Raw genomic sequence first — 20,985 nt, 5'->3', positions numbered from 1 at the left:
GCCGGTCAGGCCGCCACCGCCACCGTTTCCCGAGCGGCGGCCGCCTCGCCCGTCAGCACCTTGAGCCGCTTGGTGAAGAAGACCATCACCGCGCCCGCCGCGATCACCATGGCGCCCTGCCACAGGAAGTTCCAGCTCTGGCCGATGACCGCGTCGAGCCGGGGCAGCTGCGCGCCGATCGCGTCTCCGGTGGCGGCGGCGAGGAACCAGACGCCCATCATCTGATTGGTGAAGGCCCGCGGAGCGAGCTTCGTGGTGACCGAGAGGCCCACCGGGCTCAGGCACATCTCGCCCATCACCTGGATCACGTACACGCCCACCAGCCACATCAGCGAGACCTTGACCCCGCTGGAGGCGATTGCCGCGGCGCCCGACATGACCACGAAGGAGGCGCCGGTCAGCAGCAGGGCCAGGCCGAACTTGAACGGGGTGCTCATGTGCTTGCCCCGGCGCACCCAGAAGGCGGCGAAGACGGGGGCCAGGATGATCACGAACAGCGAGGGCAGCGACTGGGTCCAGCTCGCCGGGATGTGCCAGCCGAGCAGGGACAGGTCGGTCTTCTGGGCGGCGAACAGGTTCAGCTCGTTGCCCATCTGGTCGTAGACCAGCCAGAACAGCGTGGCGGCCAGGAAGAGCCAGACGTAGGCCCGCAGCCGGGTCTTCTCGACCCGGTCGATCTTCGGGCTGCGGTACATCGAGAGCAGCACGCCCGCCGGGACCACCACGGCGACGATCGTCAGCACGAAGGTGATGTTGTCGATGCTCAGCGCGTGCGAGGCGGCCAGCAGGGTGATCAGTACGGCGGTGAAGACCAGGCCGTACGAGGAGGACTTGCGCACCTTGGCCCGCTCGGCGGGGGTGAGCCGGACCACGGGCTCCGCCCGCAGCTGCTCCGACAGGCGGCGGCCGCCGAGGACGTACTGGACCAGGCCGAGGGCCATGCCGACGGCGGCGGCGCCGAAGCCGAGGTGCCAGTTGACCTCCTCGCCGAGGTAGCCGACGACGAGCGGGGCGATGACGGCGCCCAGGTTGATGCCCATGTAGAAGATCGAGTAGCCGGCGTCGCGCCGCTGGTCGTCGTCGGCGGCGTACAGCCGGCCGACCAGCGCGGAGATGTTCGGCTTGAGCAGGCCGGTGCCGATGACGATGAGGGCCAAACCGGGCCAGACGAAGACCGGGTTCGGGACCGCCATCAGGACGTGCCCCGCCATGATGACCACGCCGCCCCACAGGACCGCCCGCCGGGCGCCGAGGAAGCGGTCGGCGATCCAGCCGCCGGGCAGCGCCAGCAGCGAGATCATGGCCATGTAGACGCCTTCCACGGCCTCCGCGGTGCCCTCGTGGAGTCCCATGCCCCCGTGGCCGCGGGATGCGGCGAGGAAGTGCACGAGGATGGCGACCATGCCGTAGAGGCTGAAACGCTCCCACAGCTCCGCGAGGACGAGGGTGGCGAGCCCGCGCGGGTGGCGCTTCCCGCCCACCGCCGCCGCGTCCGGTGCTGCGTCCGACGCCGGGGGCTTCTGCATATCCATCGAAGGCTTCACATATTCATTGGAGCCCTGTCGCGCCGGACCGGGATCGGTCTTTCGGCCCGTTACCGGAGGAAACGGAACGCCCCGGACCGAAGGGCCCGGGGCGTTCGCCTGCGGCGGGGGGTGCGGACCGGGTCAGAGGTCCGCGAGGGCCAGGCCGGCCTGCGCGGCGGCGGCCTGGACGGTCTGCTCCAGCAGCACCGCGATGGTCATCGGGCCCACGCCGCCCGGTACCGGGGTGATCAGCGAGGCGCGTGCGGCGGCCGACTCGAAGTGGACGTCGCCGACGTTGCCCTCGTTGTAGCCGGCGTCCAGGACCACGGCGCCCGGCTTGATGTCCTCGCCGCGGATGAACTCGGCCTTGCCGACGGCGGCGACCAGCACGTCCGCCTGGCGGACGATGGACGGCAGGTCCACGGTGCGCGAGTGGCAGTAGGTGACCGTGGCGTTCTGCTCCAGCAGCAGCATCCCGGCGGGCTTGCCCAGGATCGCGCTGCGGCCGACGACCACGGCGTGCTTGCCGGTCAGGTCCACGTCGTAGGCCTCCAGCAGGCGCATGATGCCGCCGGGGGTGCAGGAGACGAAGCCCGGCAGTCCGAAGCCCATGGCGGCGAAGGAGTGCATGGTGACCCCGTCGACGTCCTTGCCCGGGGCGATGGCCTCGAAGGCGGCGCGCTCGTCGATGTGGTGCGGGACGGGGTGCTGGAGCAGGATGCCGCTGATCTCCGGGTCCTCGGAGAGCGCGGTCAGGGTGGCGACGAGCTCCTCGGTGGTCGTCGCGGCCGGCAGCTCCACGTGGCGGGAGGTGATCCCGGCCTTGGCGCAACGGTTCTGCTTCATGCGGACGTAGGTGACGGACGCGGGGTCCTCGCCGACGAGCACGGTCGCCAGACAGGGCGCGGTGCCGGTGCGCTCGGTGATCTTCGCGGCGTACTCGGCGGTCCGCTCCGAGATGCGGCGGGCGAGGGCGGTGCCGTCCATCAGCCGGGCGGTCTGTGCCTGCTGAACGGTCTGGGCAGTCGTCTGAGTTGTCATCGGGGCTCCTGAGCGTCGCTGCGGGATCGCGGTTCGCCCAGGCGCGCGGCAGTCGGCGTACGGGATGCGGGAGTACGCCGGGCCGCTCCCCGGTGGTGATCCACCCGAACGCCAGTCACGGCCCGCCGCCCAGTGTAGGCGACCCCCCGGGATGTCCGGCGTGCCCCCGCCATTGGCAATCCGGTGGATGACCGGCGCCGGACCTGGGACGATCGAGACATGACGCGCACTTTCGACCATCTCGTCGCGGAAGCGGAGTCCGTCTCCGTGGACGGCTGGGACTTCTCCTGGCTCGACGGCCGCGCCACCGAGCAGCGCCCCTCCTGGGGCTATCAGGGCCTCCTGGCACGACACCTGGCGCAGGTCGATTCCGCCCTGGACATCCAGACCGGAGGCGGGGAGGTGCTCGCCGGAGCCGGGCCCCTGCCCCGGCTGACGGTGGCCACCGAGTCGTGGCCGCCCAACGTCGACAAGGCGACAAGACTGCTGCACCCGCTCGGCGCGGTCGTGGTGGCGGACTCCGACGAGCCGCCGCTGCCGTTCGGCGACGGGGCCTTCGAGTTCGTCGCCAGCAGGCATCCGGTCACGATCTGGTGGGAGGAGATCACGCGGGTGCTGAAGCCCGGTGGCACGTACCTCTCCCAGCAGGTCGGCCCGGCGAGCGTTTTCGAGCTCGTGGAGTATTTCCTGGGACCGCAGCCGGAGGAGGTCCGGCGGGCCCGGCACCCCGACGACGCGGTCGCCGAGGCCGCGAAGGCGGGGCTGGAGGTGGTCGATCTGCGCTCCGAGCGGCTGCGGACGGAGTTCCACGACATCGGAGCCGTGATCTACTTTCTACGGAAGGTGATCTGGATGGTGCCGGGCTTCACGGTCGGGCAGCATCGGGACCGGTTGCGCGAGCTGCACGAACAGATCGAGCGCGAAGGCCCGTTCGTCGCACACACCGCCCGTTTTCTCATCGAGGCCCGCAAAACGGGCTGACAAAACGGGCGGACGCGACCACCCGCGACCGGCTCCCCGGTCGCAGCGTGGCGCAGGTCACTCAATTCAGCGCGTAACGAATCTACTCGGGCATGCGATGAACCGACAGGTGTCCTCGTGCGGCCCGGAATACAGACCCCCCTCGGGTCTGTTTCCCGAGTTCGCGCGATGATGTCCCGCCACCCCTTATCTGTTCGCAACGAGAGGCTCCTTGTGTCGCTCAGCCCGTCCCGTACGTTCCCCACGGAGATCGCCGAATCCGAGGCCCTGGTCGCGCTTGTCGAGCGTGGCCGCGAGCAGGGTCACATCAACGGTGATGACGTGCGCCAGGCCTTCGAGGCCGGCCGCATCCCGGTGGACCAGTGGAAGCGGGTCCTGCGCAGCCTGAACCAGGTCCTGGACGAGGAGGGCGTCGCGCTGCACGTCAGCGCCGCCCCCGCCACGAAGGCTCCCGCCAAGAAGGCGCGCAAGGCGGCCGCCCCGGCGCGCACCGTCGCCAAGAAGGCCGCCGCCCCGCCGCGCCTCATCGGTGCGCGCAAGACGGCCGCCACGACCCCCGCCGCGGCGATATCCGACCCGTCGGCCTCCGGGACCGAGGAGGAGGTGGCGGCAGATGCCGCCGCCGCGCCGAAGAAGCGCGCGGTCAAGAAGACCGCCGTGAAGAAGACCGCCGTGAAGAAGACGGCCGCCACGAAGAAGACCGCCAAGGACGGCGACGAGGGCGACGCCCCCGTGGCCGAGGGCGAGGACTGGGCGGCCGAGGACCTGGACGAGGGCGACGAGAAGGAGACGCCCAAGACGGGCGGCAGCGCCGGCTTCGTCCTGTCCGACGACGACGAGGACGACGCCCCGGCCCAGACCGTCATGGTCGCCGGCGCCACCGCCGACCCCGTCAAGGACTACCTCAAGCTCATCGGCAAGGTGCCACTGCTCAACGCCGAGCAGGAGGTGGAGCTCGCCAAGCGCATCGAGGCCGGTCTCTTCTCCGAGTACAAGCTCGAAGAGGAGGAGGACCACAAGCCCGCGTTCAAGCGCGAGCTGGAGATCCTCGTCGAGGACGGCCGCCGGGCCAAGAACCACCTGCTGGAGGCCAACCTCCGCCTCGTGGTCTCCCTCGCCAAGCGCTACACCGGCCGCGGCATGCTCTTCCTGGACCTGATCCAGGAGGGCAACGTCGGTCTGATCCGCGCCGTGGAGAAGTTCGACTACACCAAGGGCTTCAAGTTCTCCACGTACGCCACCTGGTGGATCCGGCAGGCGATCACGCGTGCCATGGCCGACCAGTCGCGCACCATCCGCATCCCCGTCCACATGGTCGAGATCATCAACAAGCTGGCCCGTGTCCAGCGCCAGATGCTCCAGGACCTCGGCCGGGAGCCCACTCCGGAGGAGCTGGGCAAGGAACTCGACATGACCCCCGAGAAGGTCATCGAGGTCCAGAAGTACGGCCGCGAGCCGATCTCCCTGCACACCCCGCTGGGTGAGGAGGGCGACAGCGAGTTCGGCGACCTCATCGAGGACTCCGAGGCGGTCGTACCGGCCGACGCGGTGTCCTTCACCTTCCTCCAGGAGCAGCTCCAGTCCATCCTGGGCACGCTCTCGGAGCGCGAGGCGGGCGTGGTCTCCATGCGCTACGGCCTCAACGACGGCCAGCCGAAGACCCTCGACGAGATCGGCCGCGTGTACGGGGTCACCCGTGAGCGCATCCGCCAGATCGAGTCGAAGACCATGTCGAAGCTCCGTCACCCGTCGCGCTCGCAGGTGCTGCGCGACTACCTCGACTAAACCGTCAGGTCAGTCGGAAGACCGGCCCTCGGGGCGTGAACGGCAGGGAGGCACCCTGCGGGATCAGATAGGCGTGCTCGCGCCGGATCCGCAGGGTGTCGCACTCGCCGTCCGTGATCACGAGGACCGGGGCACCGGGTGGGAAGTCCTCCGCCCGGTGCAGCAGGTCGATGCCCGGTTGCAGGACCGTGCCGCCCCGGCCGCGCACCCGGACCCGCCCGGCGATTTCGGTCGGTGGCAGATAGCCCGCGTCGTACGGCGCCGCGTCGCAGAACACGACGCGGGCGGCCGGTACGTCGCGGGCTTCCGCGTACGAGGCGATGGCGCCGAGCGCCTTGCCGAGCAGGGCGGCGTTCATCGATCCCGAGGTGTCGAGGACCACCCCGAACGTGCAGCGGGCGGTCTCCTCGAGCGGGAAGTACCGGCCCGCGCGCGGGATGTCGGGGGTGGAGGCCTGACGGCGGGCCGGGCGGGCGTAGGACCGTACGGCCACGGGCCGGGGCACGTACGCGTCGAACCAGCGGGCGAGCGCCGCGTCCCACGGCACCGGCGGGTGGGCCAGCGCCCGGATCTCCTGGATCAGCCCGGCGGGGAGCAGTCCGCGCTCTCCGTACCCGTGCAGGTCGAAGCCCTGGACCAGGCCGCGCCGGTAGAACTCGTCCAGGTCGGTGTACGGGCAGCTGCCCGGGTGGGGCAGCGGCTCGCCCAGGATGTCCCCGCGGCCCTTGCCGCGCAGGGTGGCGAGGCGGCGCATGCGGCGCAGGTCGGCGGTGATCCGGTCGTAGACCTCCTCGACGGAGAGGTCCCGCAGCTCCGCGTCGTACAGCAGCCCCTCGGGCATCTCGCCGACGTCCATCTCCACGAGCCAGCCGTTGACCACGTAGTCGGCGGCCACGTTGTGCAGGTACGGGTCGCGGGCGCCGCGGCGCTCCCCGTGGCGCAGGGCGGCGTGCAGCATCTCGTGGGCCAGGATGAACCGCCATTCCCCGTCGGTGAAGCTGCGCAGCGGATTGACGTAGATCTCCCCGGCGCTCGCGCTGACGGCGGCGATGTCGATGCCCTGGGCTCGGGCCAGCTCGGCGTCGGCGACGATCTTCAGCCCGGCGGCGAGCCCCCCGAGCAGCGGGTACGAGGAGACGAACCAGTTGAGGGCCCGGTCCCACGGGTGGAGGCGGGATCGCTCGCCGGTGACCCGGTCGCGGCGGCCGCCGGCCACGTCCATGGCGGCCGAGACGCTGCGGGTCAGGGCGTGCGCGAAGGCGGTCTCCCAGTCGGGGACGGTGGTGTTCCACGCCCGCCATGTCACGAGGACCTGGTCGGGGTGGTCTCCGGCGGTGCCGCAGTTCTCGTGGGCCGCGGGGATGCCGTCGCGGCGCCAGCGGGCGGCGAGCAGGTCCTCGTCGCCGCCGGGGTGCTCGGCGGGCAGGCGGTCCGGAGTCCAGCCGGGTGCGAAGCTCGCCAGGAAGCGGTTGACGACGGCGCAGCGGGCGGCCAGGTCGAAGCGGTCGGGCTGGGGGCGGTCCTCGTCCTTGGCGGCGGGGACGTGTCCGAAGCCGAGGTGGAGCAGCGTGTGGGAGAGCGTCCAGGCCCATTCCTCGGCTGTGGCGCGCCGGGTGGGGTGGACGTGGACGGTGCCGTTGGAGTCGACGGCCGCCAGCCCTCCGGCGGGGGTGGCCGGGCACTTCGCCTGGCGGCAGACGCTGGCGGAGACGGCGGCGAGGGCAGGGTTCCGCTTGACCAGGGCGAGGCCCTCGGCGAAGGCCTGGTCGGCGGGGTCGGGCTTGGGGTTGCCGGTCTTCTTGCGGATGCCGCGGGTCACCGGCGGGCCTCGACCAGGCGCGGCATGTCACGGGCCGCTTCGACGAGGAACCAGGCGGGCAGCACGGGCAGGCCGTCGGCGTCGTCGGCGATGACGGTCTGGGCGACCTCGACGGAGATCTCGGCGAGCTGCACGAGGAGGGACTTGGCCCGGCACGCGGTCTGCCGGACGGCGGGCGAGACGTGCTCGCGCCGTGCGGGCAGCTCCTTGACCAGCCGGCCCCGGAAGGCGTCGGCCAGGTAGTAGAGCAGGTCGCGGTCGGCGAGGCGGGTGGGCCAGTTCGCGTCGCCCTTCATGATCGCCTCGATGCCGAAGGAATGGCGGACGATCTTCGCGTAACCGCAGAAGGAGACGGCGTGCGCCGGGGTGAGGGTGCCGTGGGCGATCACCTTCAGGGTCGTTTCGTCCAGGTCCGGGCCGAAGGAGTGCAGGGCGTCGGAGAGCATGTGCCAGGAGCGCGGCGTGGAGAACGGCTCCTCCGTCTTGGGCGGCTGCGACCACAGGTGGTCGGGCCGGTCGGTGAGGTAGTCGGTGACCCACGGGTGGATGCCGTGCTCGCCGGCCCAGACCAGCCAGTCCCCGGCGGAGGCGTTCAGGTGGACGTGGGTGAGCCGGTTGACCAGCGCGGAGGCGATGGGCCGGGCCAGGGCGTTGTCGGTGGCCCGGTTGCCCGCGCCGATGACGATGGAGCCCGCGGGCAGCTCGTAGGAGCCGATCCGACGGTCGAGGATGAGGGAGTAGAAGGCCTTCTGTACGTCGGGGCCCGCGGCGTTGAGCTCGTCGAGGAACAGGCAGTACGGCTCCTCGCGGGCGATGGCCTCGGGCGGGCAGAACACGGAACGCCCGTCACGGATCTGCGGTACGCCGATCAGGTCCTCGGGTGCGAGCTGGGTGCCGAGCAGGCTCACGCACTCCAGCCCCAGCGAGTCGGCGAACTTCCGCACGAGCGAGGACTTGCCGATGCCGGGTGCTCCCCAGAGGAACACGGGCCGCACGGTGGCGAGGCCGAGGAGCAGTTCGGGGAGCTGGGCGGGGGTGACGGTGACGGCAGCCTGCACGGGCGGGGATGTCCTTAAGGGGTACGGGGTACGGGGTACGGGACCGGGTCCCGGTATGCGGTGCGCCCAGTGTGGGCGCACCGCATGTCCCGGAGCATCCGGTTTTTCCCGGGGCGTCCCCGCGGAGCTCAGGCCGCGGAGTGCTCCAGCAGGTGCTTGAGCTTCTCCTCGCTGCGGGGCATCTCCTTGCGGACCATGGGCTTGACCGCGAGCGGGACGAGCGCCCTGCCCAGGCCGTGGCCCTCGAAGTCGACGGCGATGGTCACCCGCGAGCGAGTGCCTCCGTCGAGGGGTTCGATGCGGCCCCGCACGTCCGGGCGGACCGGTCCGTCGACGCCGTGGAAGTGCCAGCTCCTCGGCGGATCCATTTCCACGACCTCCATGGTCGTGGGGATCGCACGGCGGCCTATCTGCCGCGTGACGAGGATCGTCGAACCGACGTGGACGGGAAGATCGCCCATCGGCACGGCCGACACCGCACTGTCCTGCCACTCCGGCAGGTGCGTGGGGTCCGTGATGTACGAGTAGACGTCCTCGGGACTGCGGTCTATGTCGATGCTGTTGCTGATCGCGGACATGGCGACCCCTTGGAGCCCCCCTGATGGACTCTGTTTCCAAAGTACGCCCGGGGTCGGCGGGCGCGCGATGCCTCCGGGCGGAGGCGGATCCGCACGGGGTGCTGACGCGGATCCGCGCGAGGCCCTAGGAGGCGGGCGCCGGGTCCGGGCCCGGGGCGACGGAGACCTCCGGGGGGAGCGGGACCTGGGGTCCGTCCGCCTCGGTGAGCCAGCGGCGCAGGACCTCGTGGACCGCCTCCGCGCCCACCAGCTCCCCGTCTGGGCGGAACACCGGCTCGGAGAGCTCCACCGGCCACATCAGGAACGGGTGGCCCTGCTCCCCGCCCAGGCCGCCGTGCGAGCCGATCTGCTCCTCGAAGGCGTGCACCGCGCCCGTCCGCGGGTCGTAGGCCGAGTTCACCATCACGTCGGCCACGTGCGGGAAGGTGTCGGTCCGCCGGACCGCCTGCGCCGCGCCCGGGCCGAAGGCCGCCAGCAGTTCCTCCGCCGCGCCCGGCTCGTCCAGCCGTGCCTCGGCCCCGCCGGCCGCCAGGACGGTCCCGTCGACGAGCAGGAACCCGACCCCGGGGTGGTTGGCCAGGGTGGCGAGCAGCGCCGGGTGCGCCCGCTCGATCCGCTCCCTCGACGCCCGGCCGGGCAGGTCCGGGAAGGAGATCAGCCCGAGGTTGCCCGAGGCCAGTACCACCGGGTCCGGACCCGCCGCGGGGTGCACCTCCTCGTCGGTCTCCTCCACCGGCCGGTGCAGGGCGGCCCGTACGGCGGCCCGTGCCTCGGCGCCGCTGTGGGTGCGGCCGGCCTTCCGGGACACGGGCAGCCCGCAGCCCGCGCGGACCAGGTCCTTCAGGGTGAGCCCGTAGCGGGCCAGGAAGGTCTCCCCCGGGCTCTGCCCGTGGTCCGAGAGCAGGACGATCCGGTACTCCCGGGGCGCGTGCTCGGCGACCCGGGCGATGAGCGCGAGGCTGCGGTCGAGCCGGGCGAGCACCTGCTCGGTGTCCCGGGAGCGCGGGCCCGAGTGGTGGGCGACCTCGTCGTAGGCGACCAGGTCGGCGTAGACCGCGGCGCGCCCGGCCAGCATGTCGCCGATCACCGCGGCGACCACGACGTCGCGCTCCACCACGGTCGCGAAGGCCCGGATCAGCGGGTACAGCCCGCCGCGCGCGACCCGTGGGCGGTCCCCGCGCAGGCGGCCGCGTACCGACTGGGTGATCTCGCGGGCCACCTCGGCGACGAAGGAGAGCGCCGTGCGGACCGCGTTGGCCGGGTCGGAGAAGTACGCGAAGTAGCCCGCGCGGGAGCGGTTGTGCGGGCTGCGCCGGGCGGAGACGGACAGGACGAGCGCCAGTTGGCCGGCGCCGCCGCTGAAGAGGTTGCCGCGGCTGGCCCCGTCGAGGGTGAGCAGGCCCCCGTCCCCGGTGCGTTCGACGGCCCGCCGCTGGAGCTCGGCGGCGCTGGTGGGCCGGTTGCAGACCACCACCTCGCCGGTGTCCTTCTCGTACCAGCGGAAGGCCGGGACGTCGAAGTTGGAGCCGTGCAGGATGCCGAGCTGGCTGGCGCCGGTCTGGCTGGACCAGTCGGTGCGCCAGGAGGTGACGCGGTGGCTGCGGTCGAGCCATTCGCCCACCGTCGGCATCAGGCCGCTGCCGGCCGCGCGGCGCAGCACCTCGTACCCGACCCCGTCGAGCTGCAGGAACACCACGGCGGGGGCGCGCTCGTCGGCCCCGGGCATGCCCGCGCGGTGCTGGCGGCGACGGCGGCGGTCGGCGAGTCGGTAGAGCCGGCGCCGGTAGGCCTCGTCGTCCCGGACGGCGAGCGCGGTGGAGGTCGCGGAGGCGACGGCGGACATCACGGCGGCGACCACCACCGCCGTCTCGGGGTCCGCCTCGCCGCGGCCGGCCGGGATCAGGCTGAGTGCGATCAGCAGCAGCGAGCCGTTGAGGAAGAAGACGAGCAGGCCGAGGACCAGGGCCGGCACGAGCAGCAGGGCGCGTACGAGGACCGGCCACACCAGCGCGCTGAGCAGACCGAAGGCGCCGGCGCCGAGGGCGGCCGTCAGGCCTATCTGCGTGATGCTGTCGCGGTCGCCGCCCGCGCCCGCCTGGAGCCTGAAGTCGGGGAGGATTCCGGCCAGGACGAGCATGGTGAGGGTGGACACCGCCCAGACGATGACCACCCGCACCAGGGCGCCGCCCGTACTCCGCCACCGGCCTCGCGACACGCCGAACCCGCCTCACCACCGTGGCCCGCACCGCGCCGACGGGCCCCCGTCACCACGGTGTCCAGGCTCGCACAGCGGCGCCCGCCCGGCCGGGTGACACGGGCGGCGGATGTGCGTACGGGGGGGCGCGGCGCAGGCGTCGCCGGAGGCTGCCGGTGGTGCCGGGGGCTGCCGGGGGCTGCCGGGGGGCTACGTGCCGTCGTATCCGGCGGTCGGCATCGAGAGCCGGCGGTGCACCTCGGCCTTCATCGCGGAGGTGTAGCGCGGCTCGTCGAGACCGGCGGTTTCCAGCCGTACGCCGCGCCGTACGCATTCGGCCGTGAACTCTCCCACGGAACGCAGCGCACGGGTCAGCACCCGGTGGTTGGCGGTGACGAACAGGTCGACGCGCCCGGCGTCGATGTCGCTCCACAGCCCGCAGTGGTCGGCGCGCAGCCCGTAGAGGAACAGTTGGCGGGTCACCACGTAGCCCTGATCGGCCGCCCAGCGGACGCACATGGCGTGCTGGCTCCGGGTGTCGACGGCGAAGGGATCCGTGTCCAGATCCTCCAGCGGGGCCAGGCTGGCGATCGCGGCCACGCGCAGCTCATCCATGCCGCCCGACCCTACTCCGATCCGCCGCCGGGGAGGAGGGGGCGTGGAGGCCCGGTTCTCCGGTTCCGGGCGGTTCGGGCGGGCAGCCTTTAGGCTCGGACGGGACCCGGTGGCAAGCGGGACCAGGGAGGGGAGCAGGGGCCGGTGGAGATCACTTGGTGGGGCCACGCGACGTGCACGGTCGAGGACTCCGGTGTCCGGCTGCTCACGGACCCGCTGTTCGCGCGCCGGCTGGCGCACCTGCGGCGCCGTCGCGGGGCGGTGCCCCCGCCGGAGGCCGCGGTCGCCGACGCGGTGCTCGTCTCGCACCTGCACGCCGACCATCTGCACCTGCCCTCGCTGGCGCGCCTCGCGCGCGGGACCCGGCTGCTGGTGCCGCGCGGGGCTCCGGGCGCGGTGCCGGGGCTGGCGCGGATAGCCGGGGTGCGGGGGCTGGAGGTCACGGAGCTGGTGCCCGGCGACAAGGTGACCGTGGGGGACGGCGTACGGGTCCGGGCGGTCGGCGCACGGCACGACGGGCGGCGGCTGCCGTTCGGCCCGCAGGTCGCTCCCGCGCTCGGGTACGTGATCGAGGGCTCCTCGCGGACCTACTTCGCCGGGGACACCGGTCTGTTCGACTCGATGGCCGAGGAGGTCGGACCGCTGGACGTGGCCCTGCTGCCCGTGGGCGGCTGGGGGCCCTACCTGGGTCCCGGGCACCTGGACGCGGCGGGTGCGGCGCGGGCGCTGGCCCTGCTGGCGCCGGCGGCGGCGGTTCCGGTGCACTGGGGTACGTACTGGCCGATCGGGATGGACATGGTGCGGCCGCACGAGTTCCACGCGCCGGGCGAGGAGTTCGTACGGTGCGCCCGGCGGGAGGCGCCGAAGGTGACGGTCCGGGTGCCCGCGCACGGCGAACGGGTGCGGCTGCCGTGAGGGCCCTGTCCCTGCTCGCGGAGGCGGCCGCGCAGGTACCGCCGGAATCCACCCAGCAGGCGATCGGCTACCCGACCCTCTTCGTGCTGGTGGCGCTGGGCGCGCTGGTGCCGGTGATTCCGACGGGCGCGCTGGTCAGTACGGCCGCGGTGGTCGCGTTCCACCAGGACTCCCTGCCCTTCGGGCTGCTGCTGGTGTTCGGGGTGTCCTCGCTGGCCGCCTTCGCCGGGGACCTGGCGCTGTACTGGCTGGGCCGGCGCGGGGTGCACTCGCGGAACGGATCGCGCTGGCTGGAAGCACTGCGCCGGCGGGCGACCCCGGAACGCCTCGCCCAGGCGCAGCGCAAGCTCGACGAGAACGGCGTACTCGTCCTGGTGGTCTCGCGGCTCCTCCCGGGCGGCCGCATCCCGGTGATGCTGGCCTGCCTCCTCGCGGAGCTCCCCCTGCGCCGGTTCGCCCGCGGCGACGGCCCCGCCTGCCTGGCCTGGGCGGCGACCTACGGCCTGATCGGCATCGTGGGCGGCTCCCTCTTCGCGGAACCCTGGAAGGGCGTGGCCGTGGCGGTCGCCCTCACCGTGCTCATCAGCGCGACCCCGGCCGTCTGGCGCCGCATCCGCGGCTGACCCGGCCGGCCCCGGAACCCGCCCCGGGTGCGGCACCGCTGGAGCGGCTGGATTTCGCCGGCGTCAGCCATATCCAGCCCCTCCGGCGTTTGGGGAGCGGGGTCTGGGGCGGAGCCCCAGGGGGTCCGGGGCCGGCCCCGGAGAACGGTGGAAGGGCGGGTAGGGGACAGCCCCGCGGGGGCGCCCGGCCAGCAGCCGCGGCTACAGGGCTCGGGACGCCCCGACCGGGAGGTCCCAGAGGTGCTCCCGGGGCAGCCCGGTACGGGCCCACGCGGCCCGCACCCGCTCCAGCGGCTCCATCACCGGCTCCGAGGACAGCACGAACGTCCCCCAGTGCATGGGAGCCATCCGCCGCGCCCCCACGTCCAGACAGGCCTGCACGGCCTCCTCCGGGTCCGCGTGGACGTCCCGCAGCCACCACCGCGGGGCGTACGCCCCGATCGGGAGCAGCGCGAGGTCGATGCCGGGGTGCCGCCGCCCGATCTCGCCGAACCAGTGCCCGTAGCCGGTGTCACCGGCGAAGTACACCTTGTTCACCGCCCCGGCCCGCCCGTCACCGCCACCGGCGGCACTGAGCATCCAGCCGCCCCACAACGTCCGGCACGCATCGATCAGCGACCGCTTCGACCAGTGGTGCGCCGGCACGAACTCGAACCGTACGCCGCCCAGTTCGGCCGCCTCCCACCAGTCGAGTTCGGTGACCCTGGTGAACCCCCGCCGCCGGCACCAGCGTGCGAGACCGGCCGGGACGAAGAGCGGCGTCGCGCGCGGGAGGCGTTTGAGGGTGGGTGCGTCGAGGTGGTCGTAGTGGTTGTGGCTGATCACCACGGCGTCGACCGGTGGCAGTTCCTCCCACCGCACGCCGACGGGGGTCATCCGGGCCGGGGTGCCGAGGATCCGCCGGGACCAGACGGGGTCGGTCAGGACGGTCAGTCCGCCGATCCGCAGGATCCAGCTGGCGTGTCCGGCCCAGGTGACGGACACCGTCCCGGCGGCCGCGGCGGGCAGCGGGGCGGGCGCGTACGGCAGGTCCGGGATGCCGCGCAGCCCCTCGGGCCCGGGCCGGAAGGCGCCTTCGCGGGCGAGCCGGGCGAGGGCACGCATCCCCGGCAGCGGGGTGGTCAGCCGGTCCGCGAACGAGCGCGGCCACAGCCGGCGTTCGCCCAGCGGCCGCGGCCGCGCGTGCCGGACGCCGGTGGCAGGAGCGGGAGCGGCGGCGGGAGCGGCGGCGCCTGCACCGGCGCCGGCCCGCGTGGCTGCCGGGGGGACGTCCGCGCCGGCCCCGACCTCGACCCCGGCCCCGACCCCGGCCCGGAAGGCCGAGGGGGCGTCCGTCTGATCCCTCATCGAGCAGTCTCCGTTCACCGGCGGCATTCGGGGGTTTCCGGGCGGGGGGGCCTCAGTCGGACAGCCCGGCCAGGACGGACCGCAGCCGGGCCAGGGAGTCCCGTACGTGGGGCAGTGCGAGGGGGTCGGCCGCGGTGAGCGCCGCGAGCTGCTCCTCCGGGGTGGCTCCGAGCAGCGGTCCGGTCGACAGTCGGACCCGCGGGGCGACGGGTTCGTCCGCGAACCGCTGCCCGCCGGGCGTCGGCGCGCCGAGCCGTCCGGCCAGCCAGTCCTCCAGTTCCATCGCGTCGCCGACCCCCTGCCGGGCGAGCCCCGAGCGCAGGGGCGTCAGATCGGCGTAGAGGTGGCGGCCGGCCTGCGGGGGCCGGGTCAGCGCTCCGGCGGCCAGCAGTTCCCGGTGGGCGGCCCGGGCGACGGCGCCGTGCAGGGCGGCGGCCGCGGCGGTGCGTCCCGCGACGGCGGCGGGCTCGTCGAGGGCGTGCGCGGCCGCCCCGGCGACGGGGCCCGCGACGAACCCGCCGGTGGCGGTGAGCACGTCCAGGGTCCGGGCCCGCAGCCAGGTGCCGTGCGGGGTGCCGGGGAAGCGGATGACGGCGGCGGGCCAGCCGGCGGGCAGCAGTGCGCCGGACAGGTCCAGGAGCACCGCGGTGTCGTCCGGAAGCATCTCGGCGGGGCTGAGCACGACGAGCCTGTCGTGGGAGCCCGGGCGTCCGTGGGCCGGCCTGTGGACGGTGTCGCGCCAGGTCTCGTCGCTGACGACGAACAGCCCGGCGGACTCGGCGGCCTCGCAAGCTTCCCGGAGCAGTTCGGGCGGCGGGACGGTCGCGGTCGGGTCGTCGGCCACGGACAGCAGCAGCACCCGCGGGTCGCCGCCCTCGGCGCGTACCCGGCGCACGGTCTCCAGCAGGGCGTACGGGTCGGGTACGCCGCCGCACTCGGCCGGGGTGGGGACGTGGTAGGCCCGCCGTCCCAGCAGTCGGACCTGTGGCGTCCACCAGGCGGGACACGGCCGGGGCAGCATGACGTCGCCGCCGTACGCGCCCAGCAGCGCCAGCAGGAGGGCGGGCGCGCCGGGTCCGGCGGCCACGTGGTCGGGGTCGGTGGGCAGTCCGCGCCGCCCCCAGTGCCGGGCGGCGGCGGCCCGTACGGGCACTCCCCCGCCGGCCGGCTCGGGGGCCGACCGCCAGGCGGCCGCCGCGAGGACGGCCGTGAGCTCGGGCAGGACGGGCAGGCCGGGCTGGGGCGGGGGCGGACCGTAGCGGACCGGGCCCCGGCCCTCGGCCATCGTGCGCTGGATCCCCGACACCGCGCGCCACCTCTCCCTGCCGTTCCGCGCTTCCGATCCATGCCTTTATACGGTTATTCGTCCGCGATCGCCCGTTGTGCGTCAGCCGCTCCTCCCCAGCAGCGCGAGCAGCCGGGTCTGGGCGTTCGCCCCGGCCGGGATCTCCAGCGCAGCCGCGTACATGCCGCTCGCGGCCAGTCCGTCGGCGTAGGGCATGACCTCCTTGATGGAGAACTCGACGAGGCCGTCCGGAAGCCGGTCGTCGGCGCCGATGCCCCGCGCGAGGTCCCAGGTGTGCACGACGCAGTCGGCGGTCAGCTCCGAGCAGTACGCCGACCCGAGCGCGGGCCCGTACGAGAGCCGGACGGTGCGCTCCAGCGCCCCGGGGATCTCGAAGGCGGTGTGCGCGGCGGCCGAGGCCTCGTCCCAGGCGGCGGCGGGATCCGTACCGAGGACATCGCCGTTGAAGGTGCTCCCGATGTCCTCGACGGTGCGGCCGTCGGTGACCAGGGGCGGTATCCAGAGCTGTTCGGCGGTGACGTGGTTGACCAGGTCGCGCACGCTCCATTCGCTACAGGGCGTCGGCGCGTCCCACTGCGCGTCCGAGACCGCGTGGACGTACCGACCGAAGAGCCGCAGCGCCTCGGCGTGCCGTTCGAGCAGGGGGTCCGGCGTGGATGGCATGCGTCTCACCGTCCTTCGTTCTCCCGGATTCACTGTCCTCGCCCGCACCAGGACCTGCCACCCGTTCACCCAAACTCCTTGGTGCGCAAGGGTGGTGTCCACATGTCAAAACGTATATCTCAGATGACGAACTGATCCCTTACGGTGAAACCAACGCCTCGACAGCACTTCGACGACGAAGGAGCCAGGTCCCATGAACGCCACGGAAGCCACTCGCACGGCAGCTGCCACGGAGCCCGCGCACGAGACCGCGGTCTACACCCACGGGCACCACGAGTCGGTGCTGCGCTCGCACCGCTGGCGCACCGCCGAGAACTCCGCCGCGTACCTGATCGGCGAGCTGCGCCCCGGGATGACCGTCCTGGACGTGGGCTGCGGGCCGGGGACGATCACGGCGGACCTGGCGGAGCTGGTGGGGCCGCAGGGCCGGGTCACGGCGGTGGACGCGGCGCGGGACGTGGTCGACCAGGCCGCCGCGTACGCGAAGGAACGCGGCCTGACCGGCATCGAGTTCGCCACCGCCGACGTCCACGCGCTGGACTTCCCCGACGACTCCTTCGACGTGGTCCACGCCCACCAGGTGCTGCAGCACGTGGGCGATCCGGTGCAGGCACTGCGCGAGATGCGCCGGGTGTGCCGGCCCGGCGGGATCGTCGCGGCGCGGGACGCGGACTACGCGGCGATGACCTGGTACCCCGCGACTCCGGGGCTGGAGGAATGGCTGGACCTGTACCGGCGGGTGGCGCGCGCCAACGGCGGCGAGCCGGACGCCGGACGCCGCCTGCGCGCGTGGGCGCGGGCGGCGGGCTTCACGGACGTGACCTGCACGGCGACCTCGTGGTGTTACGCGACCGAGGAGGAGGCCGCCTGGTGGTCCGCGCTGTGGGCGGACCGTACGACGGCCTCGGCCTACGCCGGGATCGCGACCGGCGGCGGACACGCGACGCGGGCCCAGCTGGCGGCCGTCGCGGACGCCTGGCACGCCTGGGGCGCGGAGCCGGACGCCTGGTTCTCGGTGCTGAACGGCGAGATCATCTGCCGCGCCTGACCCCGCGCGCCCGACCCCGCGCGCCCGATCCGCACGCCCGGCTGCCGAGCCGGCCGACGCCCGATCCCCCGGTCCGGCGCCCCGGGTCAGGCAGCCAGGCGTACGGGAAGCAGTTCGGGGCGCTTGGCCGTACGGCCGTCTCCGGAGGAGCGCCCGCGCAGCCGTCGCCCGATCCAGGGCCCGGCGAAGCCGACGGCCCACCGCAGCTCCCCCGCGACGCCCCGCAGCCCCGCCGGGGCGGCGGGCGGCGGGCCGGGCAGCGGGCGGGTCCAGGCGTCGTCGCTGCCGGGCAGTCCCAGGGCCTGCGCGACACCGGCGGCGATCATCGCGTGGCCGGACGGCGCGGCGTGCAGCCGGTCCGCGCTCCACATCCGGGGGTCGGTGGAGGCCTCGTGGCGGGCGAAGTCGGCGACGGCCACCCCGTGCCGCTCCGCCGCCCGCCGTATCCGCTCGTTGAGCGCGGTGACGCGCGGGGCCGCCCCCTTGGCGAGCGGGACGAGCTTCGCGATGTCGGGGAAGGTCACGGTGGCGACGCGGGCGCCCTGCGCGGTGAGCGCGGCGAACATCGCCTCCAGGTGCCCGGCGACCTCGTCGGCGTCGAAACGGGGCCGCAGCACGTCGTTGACCCCGGCGACCACGGTGGCCAGGTCGGGGCGGAGCGCGAGGGCCGGCGCGAGCTGCCCCTCGCGGACGCCCGCCGCGAGGCGGCCCCGTACGGCCAGGTTGGCGTAGAGCACGTCGGGCTCGTGCACCGCGATCAGCTCGGCGAGCCGGTCGGCGCACCCGCGCAGCCCGGTGCGGTCGTCCCCGTCGCCCACGCCCTCGCTCTGGCTGTCGCCGAGCGCCACGTACCGGGTGGGCCGTCGCTGCTCACTGCTCTCCACGGGATGCCCGCCTCTCGTTCAGAATGATCGTGGTGCGCTCGTACCAGGCGCGGTTGGCCCGCTCGAACTCCAAGCCGCGCAGGCAGGTGAGGTAGGGGCCGATCCGTGCGCCGTGGCGCAGGAACTCCTCCTCCGTACGCTCCCCGCGCATCGAGCGGAGCAGCTTCTCGAACAGCTCCGCCTTGGCCGTCGCGAAGGCGGTCCGCTCCGCGAGCTGCGCGATCAGCGCCCCCGTGTCGACGTATTCGGCCGCCTGCACCTTCACGAGCAGGTCGTCGCGGATGACGCAGGGCTTGGTCTCGGCGGCGGTGAAGCGCTCCAGCTCGGCCAGTCCGGCGTCGGTGACCTGGAACAGCCGCTTGTTCGGCCGGGTGTCCTGGACGACCTCGCGGCCCGCGATGAAGCCTTCCCTCTCCAGCCTGGCCAGCTCGGCGTAGAGCTGCTGGGGCAGGGCGTGCCAGAAGTTGGCCACGCCCGTGCCGAAGGCCTTGGCCAGCTGGTAGCCGCTCAACTCCTCGTCGAGCAGCGCCGCCAGTACGGCGTGGCGCAAAGCCATCGGGAGGTCTCCTCGGGTCCGTGTCCGTTCACGGCGCCCCCTTCCTCAGGACGCCCGGGCCATGATAGTCAAGAAACTGACTAATCACATCGGTGACTATCGAGGAGCCCTCTTGAGTACCGACACCAGCACGGCCGACCGCTTCCGCGCCGCCGTGGCAGGCCATGATCTCGCCGCACTGGACGCGCTGTTCACCGACGACGTCCGGCTCAACAGCCCGGTGAAGTCGAAGCCGTTCGAGGGCAAGCCGGCGGTGCTGGCCCTCTTCCGCGTGCTCCTGCGCACGTTCGAGGGCTTCCACTACGTCGGGCACTTCGACGGCAGCGTCCAGTCCGCCGGCGTCCCGTTCGGGGCGGAGGGAGCAGAGGGACCTGCGACCGTGCTGCCGTTCCGGACCAGCGTGGGCGACCGGCAGGTGCACGGCATCGACATGCTGCACCTCACGCCCGAGGGCCTGATCGACGAGATCACCGTGATGATCCGCCCCCAGACGGCGGTCGTGGCGGTCGGCGAGGCGGTCCTGGCCGGCCTGCTCACCGACGGCGTGGTGACCGGCTGACCGGCTGACCGGCTGGCCGGCTGGCCGGCTGACCGGCTGACCGGCTGACCGGCTGACCGGACCTCGGACGGCAGGCCAGTAGACTCGGTGCCCGTGGCGGATACCCAGTACGAAGACCTGTTGAAGCTGGTGCTCACCTCCGGGACGGCGAAGGCCGACCGGACGGGCACCGGCACCCGGAGTGTCTTCGGGCACCAACTGCGTTACGACCTGTCGCAGGGGTTTCCCCTGGTCACCACCAAGAAGGTGCACCTCAAGTCGATCGTGTACGAGCTGCTGTGGTTCCTGCGCGGCGAGTCGAACGTCGGCTGGCTGCGCGAGCACGGCGTCACGATCTGGGACGAGTGGGCCGACGAGAACGGCGACCTCGGCCCGGTCTACGGCGCCCAGTGGCGCTCCTGGCCCACCCCGGACGGCCTGCACATCGACCAGATCACCGAGGTCCTGGACACGCTGCGCCGTGACCCGGACTCCCGCCGGATGATCGTCTCCGCCTGGAACGTCTCCGAGCTGTCCAAGATGGCGCTGGCGCCGTGCCACGCCTTCTTCCAGTTCTACGTGGCCGACGGCAAGCTCTCCTGCCAGCTGTACCAGCGCAGCGCGGACCTGTTCCTCGGCGTGCCGTTCAACATCGCCAGCTACGCCCTGCTCACCCACATGGTGGCGCAGCAGGCAGGCCTGGAGCCGGGCGACTTCATCTGGACCGGCGGTGACTGCCACATCTACGACAACCACGTCGACCAGGTGACCGAGCAGATCTCGCGCACCCCCTTCGAGTTCCCCGAGCTGAAGCTGCACCGGGCCGACTCGCTCTTCGACTACGCCTACGGCGACGTGAAGGTGGCCGGCTACCAGCACCACCCGGCCATCAAGGCTCCGGTCGCGGTATGAACCTCGACACGAACGCCGGCGCCAACGCGGACACCGGCACCGACACGAGCGCCGGCATGAACGTCGGGCTGATCTGGGCGCAGAGCTCCGACGGTGTGATCGGCGCGGACAACGGCATTCCCTGGCGGCTGCCCGAGGACATGGCCCACTTCAAGGCCACCACCCTCGGCCATCCGGTGGTGATGGGCCGCAAGACCTGGGATTCGCTGCCGGCGCGGTTCCGTCCGCTGGCCGGCCGGCGCAACATCGTGGTGACGCGGGATCCGAAGTGGGCCGCCGAGGGCGCGGAGCGCGCCGGGTCCATCCCCGAGGCCCTGGAGATCGCGGCCGGGCAGGCCGGGCAGCCCCGGCCCGCCGACCCCGCCACCGCCTGCTGGGTGATCGGCGGCGGAGAGGTCTACCGTGCCGCGCTGGCCCATGCCGTGATGCTTTCGGTGACCGAGGTCGACACGTTGGTCGTCGGCGACACCCACGCCCCGGAGCTGGAACCGGCGTGGACCGTGGCCGAGGACGGAGGCTGGCAGTCCTCGGTGACCGGCCTGCGCTACCGCATCCGCACGTACGCCCGGTAGGGGCCGGCAGAGGCCCGCCGGGCC

General features: G+C 73.1%; 20 protein-coding genes and 1 riboswitch. Of the genes, 8 read left to right on the top strand and 12 right to left on the bottom strand.

Annotation, left to right across the window (positions count from 1 at the left end; genetic code table 11):
- Positions 1 to 5 precede the first annotated feature (5 nt).
- A complete protein-coding gene (locus OG247_RS35420) occupies positions 6 to 1,532 on the bottom strand; it encodes a peptide MFS transporter (protein WP_327256048.1) in 1,527 nt (508 codons plus the stop codon).
- 135 nt (positions 1,533 to 1,667) lie between these two features.
- On the bottom strand, positions 1,668 to 2,567 hold the full coding sequence (locus OG247_RS35415) for a bifunctional 5,10-methylenetetrahydrofolate dehydrogenase/5,10-methenyltetrahydrofolate cyclohydrolase (RefSeq protein ID WP_327256047.1): 900 nt from the start codon (positions 2,565 to 2,567) through the stop codon (positions 1,668 to 1,670).
- A 28-nt stretch (positions 2,568 to 2,595) separates the two neighbouring features.
- A riboswitch (ZMP/ZTP riboswitch) is annotated at positions 2,596 to 2,696 on the bottom strand.
- Positions 2,697 to 2,786: 90 nt separating this feature from the next.
- Between OG247_RS35415 and OG247_RS35410 the strand changes: the two genes are divergently transcribed.
- Both OG247_RS35410 and OG247_RS35405 read left to right on the top strand, forming a co-directional pair.
- Positions 2,787 to 3,548: a methyltransferase domain-containing protein gene (locus OG247_RS35410; RefSeq protein ID WP_327256046.1), complete on the top strand. Its 762-nt coding sequence runs from the start codon at positions 2,787 to 2,789 to the stop codon at positions 3,546 to 3,548.
- Between the two features lie 213 nt (positions 3,549 to 3,761).
- Positions 3,762 to 5,333 carry an RNA polymerase sigma factor gene (locus tag OG247_RS35405; RefSeq protein WP_327256045.1) on the top strand — a complete coding sequence of 524 codons (1,572 nt, stop codon included), beginning with the start codon at positions 3,762 to 3,764 and terminating at the stop codon, positions 5,331 to 5,333.
- A gap of 4 nt (positions 5,334 to 5,337) precedes the next feature.
- On the opposite strand, the gene OG247_RS35400 is transcribed toward OG247_RS35405, so the two are convergent.
- The 5 genes from OG247_RS35400 to OG247_RS35380 form a co-directional block, all read right to left on the bottom strand.
- A complete protein-coding gene (locus OG247_RS35400; RefSeq protein WP_327256044.1) occupies positions 5,338 to 7,152 on the bottom strand; it encodes a vWA domain-containing protein in 1,815 nt (604 codons plus the stop codon).
- Complete coding sequence (locus OG247_RS35395) at positions 7,149 to 8,210, bottom strand: ATP-binding protein (protein WP_327256043.1); 1,062 nt, start codon at positions 8,208 to 8,210, stop codon at positions 7,149 to 7,151. The genes OG247_RS35400 and OG247_RS35395 overlap by 4 nt, the downstream gene beginning before the upstream one ends.
- 128 nt (positions 8,211 to 8,338) lie before the next feature.
- Positions 8,339 to 8,788, bottom strand: coding sequence for an SRPBCC family protein (locus OG247_RS35390; RefSeq protein ID WP_327256042.1), 450 nt, complete (start codon positions 8,786 to 8,788; stop codon positions 8,339 to 8,341).
- A 124-nt stretch (positions 8,789 to 8,912) separates the two neighbouring features.
- Positions 8,913 to 11,003, bottom strand: coding sequence for a phage holin family protein (locus OG247_RS35385; RefSeq protein WP_327256041.1), 2,091 nt, complete (start codon positions 11,001 to 11,003; stop codon positions 8,913 to 8,915).
- 189 nt (positions 11,004 to 11,192) lie between these two features.
- Entirely contained in the window at positions 11,193 to 11,597 is a 405-nt protein-coding gene (locus tag OG247_RS35380) for a hypothetical protein (RefSeq protein WP_327256040.1), read from the bottom strand.
- A gap of 144 nt (positions 11,598 to 11,741) precedes the next feature.
- On the opposite strand from OG247_RS35380, the gene OG247_RS35375 reads away from it, so the two are divergent.
- The gene (locus OG247_RS35375; RefSeq protein WP_327256039.1) at positions 11,742 to 12,512 is read left to right on the top strand and encodes an MBL fold metallo-hydrolase; all 771 of its coding nucleotides are present in this window, start codon (positions 11,742 to 11,744) and stop codon (positions 12,510 to 12,512) included.
- On the top strand, positions 12,509 to 13,135 hold the full coding sequence (locus OG247_RS35370; protein WP_442813495.1) for a DedA family protein: 627 nt from the start codon (positions 12,509 to 12,511) through the stop codon (positions 13,133 to 13,135). Before OG247_RS35375 ends, OG247_RS35370 begins: the two co-directional genes overlap by 4 nt.
- Before the next feature lie 201 nt (positions 13,136 to 13,336).
- On the opposite strand, the gene OG247_RS35365 is transcribed toward OG247_RS35370, so the two are convergent.
- From OG247_RS35365 to OG247_RS35355, 3 genes are all read right to left on the bottom strand, one after another.
- Positions 13,337 to 14,482, bottom strand: coding sequence for an MBL fold metallo-hydrolase (locus tag OG247_RS35365; protein WP_327256038.1), 1,146 nt, complete (start codon positions 14,480 to 14,482; stop codon positions 13,337 to 13,339).
- Between the two features lie 52 nt (positions 14,483 to 14,534).
- Complete coding sequence (locus OG247_RS35360; RefSeq protein WP_327257746.1) at positions 14,535 to 15,767, bottom strand: aminotransferase class I/II-fold pyridoxal phosphate-dependent enzyme; 1,233 nt, start codon at positions 15,765 to 15,767, stop codon at positions 14,535 to 14,537.
- Positions 15,768 to 15,869: 102 nt separating this feature from the next.
- Positions 15,870 to 16,451 (bottom strand): TIGR03086 family metal-binding protein, encoded by a 582-nt coding sequence (locus OG247_RS35355; RefSeq protein ID WP_327256037.1) that lies wholly within the window; start codon positions 16,449 to 16,451, stop codon positions 15,870 to 15,872.
- A gap of 193 nt (positions 16,452 to 16,644) precedes the next feature.
- Between OG247_RS35355 and OG247_RS35350 the strand changes: the two genes are divergently transcribed.
- Positions 16,645 to 17,499, top strand: a complete 855-nt coding sequence (locus tag OG247_RS35350; protein ID WP_327256036.1) for a class I SAM-dependent methyltransferase — start codon at positions 16,645 to 16,647, stop codon at positions 17,497 to 17,499.
- An 86-nt stretch (positions 17,500 to 17,585) separates the two neighbouring features.
- Here the strand turns inward: OG247_RS35350 and OG247_RS35345 are convergent, their stop codons facing one another.
- Together OG247_RS35345 and OG247_RS35340 are read right to left on the bottom strand one after the other, a co-directional pair.
- On the bottom strand, positions 17,586 to 18,383 hold the full coding sequence (locus tag OG247_RS35345; protein WP_327256035.1) for an SGNH/GDSL hydrolase family protein: 798 nt from the start codon (positions 18,381 to 18,383) through the stop codon (positions 17,586 to 17,588).
- Positions 18,370 to 18,939, bottom strand: a complete 570-nt coding sequence (locus OG247_RS35340) for a PadR family transcriptional regulator (RefSeq protein WP_327256034.1) — start codon at positions 18,937 to 18,939, stop codon at positions 18,370 to 18,372. The genes OG247_RS35345 and OG247_RS35340 overlap by 14 nt, the downstream gene beginning before the upstream one ends.
- A 112-nt stretch (positions 18,940 to 19,051) precedes the next feature.
- On the opposite strand from OG247_RS35340, the gene OG247_RS35335 reads away from it, so the two are divergent.
- The 3 genes from OG247_RS35335 to OG247_RS35325 all read left to right on the top strand — a co-directional run bounded on the left by OG247_RS35335 (position 19,052) and on the right by OG247_RS35325 (position 20,961).
- A complete protein-coding gene (locus OG247_RS35335) occupies positions 19,052 to 19,498 on the top strand; it encodes a nuclear transport factor 2 family protein (protein ID WP_327256033.1) in 447 nt (148 codons plus the stop codon).
- Between the two features lie 93 nt (positions 19,499 to 19,591).
- Positions 19,592 to 20,389: a thymidylate synthase gene (locus tag OG247_RS35330; RefSeq protein ID WP_327256032.1), complete on the top strand. Its 798-nt coding sequence runs from the start codon at positions 19,592 to 19,594 to the stop codon at positions 20,387 to 20,389.
- Positions 20,390 to 20,445: 56 nt separating this feature from the next.
- Positions 20,446 to 20,961: a dihydrofolate reductase gene (locus OG247_RS35325; RefSeq protein WP_327257745.1), complete on the top strand. Its 516-nt coding sequence runs from the start codon at positions 20,446 to 20,448 to the stop codon at positions 20,959 to 20,961.
- The last annotated feature ends 24 nt before the right edge of the window (positions 20,962 to 20,985 follow it).

The organism is Streptomyces sp. NBC_01244 (assembly GCF_035987325.1).
Taxonomy (GTDB): Bacteria; Actinomycetota; Actinomycetes; order Streptomycetales; family Streptomycetaceae; genus Streptomyces.
This window is presented reverse-complemented; position numbering and strand designations above follow the sequence as displayed.

Excerpts from the sequence above, each read along its gene's own strand:
- OG247_RS35325 (WP_327257745.1), top strand. The coding sequence starts at position 20,446 with ATGAACGTCGGGCTGATCTGGGCGCAGAGCTCCGACGGTGTGATCGGC.
- OG247_RS35415 (WP_327256047.1), bottom strand. The coding sequence starts at position 2,567 with ATGACAACTCAGACGACTGCCCAGACCGTTCAGCAGGCACAGACCGCC.
- OG247_RS35390 (WP_327256042.1), bottom strand. The coding sequence starts at position 8,788 with ATGTCCGCGATCAGCAACAGCATCGACATAGACCGCAGTCCCGAGGAC.
- OG247_RS35410 (WP_327256046.1), top strand. The coding sequence starts at position 2,787 with ATGACGCGCACTTTCGACCATCTCGTCGCGGAAGCGGAGTCCGTCTCC.
- OG247_RS35380 (WP_327256040.1), bottom strand. The coding sequence starts at position 11,597 with ATGGATGAGCTGCGCGTGGCCGCGATCGCCAGCCTGGCCCCGCTGGAG.
- OG247_RS35360 (WP_327257746.1), bottom strand. The coding sequence starts at position 15,767 with ATGGCCGAGGGCCGGGGCCCGGTCCGCTACGGTCCGCCCCCGCCCCAG.
- OG247_RS35420 (WP_327256048.1), bottom strand. The coding sequence starts at position 1,532 with ATGGATATGCAGAAGCCCCCGGCGTCGGACGCAGCACCGGACGCGGCG.
- OG247_RS35365 (WP_327256038.1), bottom strand. The coding sequence starts at position 14,482 with ATGAGGGATCAGACGGACGCCCCCTCGGCCTTCCGGGCCGGGGTCGGG.
- OG247_RS35355 (WP_327256037.1), bottom strand. The coding sequence starts at position 16,451 with ATGCCATCCACGCCGGACCCCCTGCTCGAACGGCACGCCGAGGCGCTG.
- OG247_RS35350 (WP_327256036.1), top strand. The coding sequence starts at position 16,645 with ATGAACGCCACGGAAGCCACTCGCACGGCAGCTGCCACGGAGCCCGCG.
- OG247_RS35340 (WP_327256034.1), bottom strand. The coding sequence starts at position 18,939 with ATGGCTTTGCGCCACGCCGTACTGGCGGCGCTGCTCGACGAGGAGTTG.